This window comes from Candidatus Magnetobacterium casense (assembly GCF_019173545.1).
GTDB lineage: Bacteria > Nitrospirota > Thermodesulfovibrionia > Thermodesulfovibrionales > Magnetobacteriaceae > Magnetobacterium > Magnetobacterium cryptolimnobacter.
This window is the reverse complement of the sequence record NZ_JABXWD010000346.1, coordinates 1-3,573: the sequence shown is the minus strand read 5'-3', so window position 1 is coordinate 3,573 and position 3,573 is coordinate 1. Positions and strand designations below refer to the sequence as shown.

Here is a 3,573-nt window from a genome sequence, read left to right as displayed (position 1 = left end):
CCGATGGACGTTGGTGCAGTCGTCCAGAACGTAGGCACGGCACTGGCAATATATGAGGCGTGCAGGTCAGGCAAGCCGCTGGTTGAGAGGGTCGTCAGCGTAACGGGCAACGGCATCAAGACCCCCAAGAACCTGCTGGCACGCATAGGGACACCCATTTCGCAGTTGATAGCAGAGTGCGGGGGGCTTAAGGGCGGGGCAGCCAAGATCATCTCAGGGGGGCCGATGATGGGCTTTGCGGTCTTTAGCACGGACGTCCCCGTGATGAAGGGCACCTCCGGCATTGTCGTGATGCTTGCGCAGGAGACCTCCTACGGCGATAAGTACGGCAACTGTATCCGGTGTGGCCGATGCGTGGATGCCTGTCCGATGGGGCTGATGCCGCTGATGTTGAGCCTGTTCTCCGAACGTGGACACTTCGAAGACGCCAAGAGCTATAACCTGTTTGATTGTTTTGAGTGCGGATGTTGCACATACGTCTGTCCGGCAAAACGCCCAATAGTCCAACAAATACGCTTTGCCAAGACTCAGGTGAAGCCCGGATGAAGAAAACAAAATGAAGAAAACAAAGGCTACTATAGGAGATATAGAGGGTTTACATGCAAGAAGAATCTAATAAGACCCAAAAGCTTAAAGAACAGCCCAAAGAACAGGTCATTAATACACAGGGCCTGGTCGTATCCGTCAGTCCGCACATGCGCAGCGAGGAGACGGTCAACAAGATCATGTGGACGGTGAGCGTGAGCCTCAGTCCTGCCTTTGTAATGGGTGTGTACTTTTTCGGCCCCAAGGCAATTGTGGTAACGGCCCTGTGCATCCTGGGCAGTTTGTTGAGCGAAGTGCTAATCCAGAGGCTTGCCGGTAAGGAGATAGCCATAAAGGATGGCAGCGCATTTTTAACGGGCCTGCTGCTCGGCTTGAACATGCCGGTTACCGTACCGTTTTACATCCCGCTGATAAGCTCATTTGTAGCGGTTGGGATAACCAAGCAGTTGTTTGGCGGCCTGGGGTACAACATATTCAACCCCGCACTGATGGGTCGGGCATTTGCCCTGATCACGTGGCCGCGGGCTATGACAACATGGGCAGTGCCAACGCTGTCCTTTGCCGGCATCGACGGCAAGACCACGGCCACACCGTTGGGAATACTAAAGGAAGAGGGATTGGTCAGGTTGCTTGAGGTCTTTGGAGACAAGATGCACCTGTACAAGCAGTTGCTGGTTGGCTACAGGGCCGGCTCCCTGGGTGAGACGTCGGTTATAGCGCTGCTGATTGGTGCGGCGTTTCTCTTTTATTTCCGGTACATCTCCTGGCAAATACCGGTGAGCTTTCTGGCAACGGTGGCGGTTGGGGCGTGGATTTTTGGCGGTAAGGCAGGGTTGTTCTCCGGAGAGCCGATTATACACCTCCTAAGCGGCGGACTTATGCTAGGGGCCTTTTACATGGCCACAGACTACGTTACCTGTCCTGCCGTCAAAAAGGGGCAGATACTCTTTGGCATTGGCTGTGGCGCCCTGACGTTGCTGATCAGACTCAAGGCCGGATACCCCGAAGGCGTCATGTTTGCCATACTCATTATGAACTGCTTAACCCCGTTGATAGACAGAAGCGTCAGGACACAGGTGTTTGGGGCAAGAGGGAAAAAGACGTGAACGCAAAGGACATATTTAAAATAACGGTAAATCTGGTCGTGGTCTATGTAGTTGGCGGCGTGCTGCTTGCCGCCCTGTATGCAAAGACATCACCAATCATATTCCAGGCCAACCAGAAGGAAAAAGAAGAGGCCCTCCAAAAAATGATCCCCAGTGCCGATACGATAGAAAAACTCGGCGATTGGTACCCACACGAAAAACACTGCGAATACTACAAGGCACAAAAAGGTGGCGAGGTCATAGGCTACATAGTCCAGTCAATGGGTAAGGGCTACTCAAGTTACATCGATCTCCTCTTTGCCGTCGATAAGGACATGAAGATACAAAAGATGGAGATACTCAAACAGGGTGAGACTCCCGGTCTGGGAGACGAAATCATGGTCGACAGCTTTAAGGGACAGTTCCCAGGCAAGGACATCAATCACCTCAAGGTAGTCAAGACCGAAACTACCCAGTACATACAGGCCCTGACCGGAGCAACCATATCCTCACGGGCCGTCACCGAGGACGCCATGAAAAACGGCCTGAAGTTCTTACAGGAAAAACTGGGCGGCTCCTCAGACAACCAAGACCAACACCAACCCCAGTTAAAAGGAGGCAATGCAGATGGGAGCCATTGAGGCAACGATTGGGAGGCCTAACTCCTTACAGCTAATAATTAGCGGGATATTTAAGGACAACGCCATATTTCGGATGGCCATAAGCCTGTGTCCAGCCATAGCGGTGACCACAGGACTAAAGACCGGCTTCTTAATGGGCGTGGCCGTGATCTTTGTAAACGCCATGGTCAACGTAACGGTATCACTGATGCGGAAGGTGATACATCCCCGGATAAGAATGCCCATCTACATGCTGATCATATCTGGCTGGGTGACGGTGGCCGACCTGACGCTTGCAGCATTCTCCCGTGAGGCCTACAAGCAGATGGGTCTGTACATCCAGCTTATTGTAGCCTTTGCATCCATACTGACACGTGCGGAGAACTTTGCAAGCAAAAACAAGGTGGTGCCATCCTTCTTTGACGGCATCGGCATCGGAGCAGGATTCTTCTTTGCCCTCGTAGTTATCAGCTTCTTCAGAGAGCTGCTTGGAAAAGGGGCACTGTGGGGGGTTGATATTATTCATGCCAAACCCCTGTTGATCGCCCTATTGCCCACCGGTGGATTCTTCGCAACCGGCCTGCTCATGGGCTTCTTCAACTGGATAGATATACGATTCTATGGCGGCAAGGGTGCCGGCGGGGCCGGTGGCCATTGACTTTTATAACGTGGAAAATCCACAATATAAGGAGGTATTAACAAAACATGGACAGAGAACTTACCAAGCTGTTTGAAATATTTGTGGCCTCAGCCGTGATAAACAACTTTGTCTTTACAAGGTTCCTGGGGTTGTGCATATTCTTTGGAGTGACCAAAAAGGTGGAAACGGCCGTGGGCATGAGTATAACCTTCACCGCCGTTATGATGATTTCGGCAGCGTTGAGCTGGGTCGTCTTTACCGCCGTGATGGTACCGCTGGATATCACGTTTCTGAAGATCGTCATATTCATCGGAATAATCGCCTCATTCGTGCAGGCCTCAGACACGATAATGAGAAAGGTCTCCCCGGGACTGTACTACAAGCTGGGTGTGTACCTTGCGCTGATATCCACCAACTGCATCATGGTGGCAGTGCCGCTAATAAACGCCGGCGACCACTACGGCTTTATAGAAAGTATCACCCTGGGACTTGGCTCCGGCATGGGATTTGCCATGGCTTTGATTATAATGGCAAGCATACGTGAGAAACTAGAACTTGCAGACGTACCGGTTCCGTTTCGGGGCCTGCCCATAGCCTTTGTGACAACCGGCCTGATAGCCCTTGCCTTCACAGGCTTTGCCGGCATCATAACAATGTAGGAAAGGTATATGTACTGTAACCA

At 51.8% G+C, this 3,573-nt stretch carries 5 protein-coding genes; all 5 read left to right on the top strand.

Annotated features, from left to right (window positions below):
• Positions 1–546 (top strand): RnfABCDGE type electron transport complex subunit C (locus HWQ67_RS14545; protein ID WP_218253413.1); only part of this gene is annotated, 546 nt, incomplete at its 5' end.
• 53 nt (positions 547–599) lie between these two features.
• On the top strand, positions 600–1,652 hold the full coding sequence (locus HWQ67_RS14540) for an RnfABCDGE type electron transport complex subunit D (protein ID WP_218253412.1): 1,053 nt from the start codon (positions 600–602) through the stop codon (positions 1,650–1,652).
• A complete protein-coding gene (locus HWQ67_RS14535; RefSeq protein ID WP_218253411.1) occupies positions 1,649–2,272 on the top strand; it encodes an RnfABCDGE type electron transport complex subunit G in 624 nt (207 codons plus the stop codon). Before HWQ67_RS14540 ends, HWQ67_RS14535 begins: the two co-directional genes overlap by 4 nt.
• Positions 2,259–2,909 carry an electron transport complex subunit RsxE gene (gene rsxE, locus HWQ67_RS14530; protein WP_218253410.1) on the top strand — a complete coding sequence of 217 codons (651 nt, stop codon included), beginning with the start codon at positions 2,259–2,261 and terminating at the stop codon, positions 2,907–2,909. Before HWQ67_RS14535 ends, rsxE begins: the two co-directional genes overlap by 14 nt.
• A 47-nt stretch (positions 2,910–2,956) precedes the next feature.
• On the top strand, positions 2,957–3,550 hold the full coding sequence (locus HWQ67_RS14525; RefSeq protein WP_040335043.1) for an electron transport complex protein RnfA: 594 nt from the start codon (positions 2,957–2,959) through the stop codon (positions 3,548–3,550).
• Positions 3,551–3,573: the final 23 nt, after the last annotated feature.

Bases quoted from the DNA above. Each gene is read 5' to 3' on its own strand.
- HWQ67_RS14540 (WP_218253412.1), top strand. From the start codon at position 600: ATGCAAGAAGAATCTAATAAGACCCAAAAGCTTAAAGAACAGCCCAAA.
- rsxE (WP_218253410.1), top strand. From the start codon at position 2,259: ATGGGAGCCATTGAGGCAACGATTGGGAGGCCTAACTCCTTACAGCTA.
- HWQ67_RS14525 (WP_040335043.1), top strand. From the start codon at position 2,957: ATGGACAGAGAACTTACCAAGCTGTTTGAAATATTTGTGGCCTCAGCC.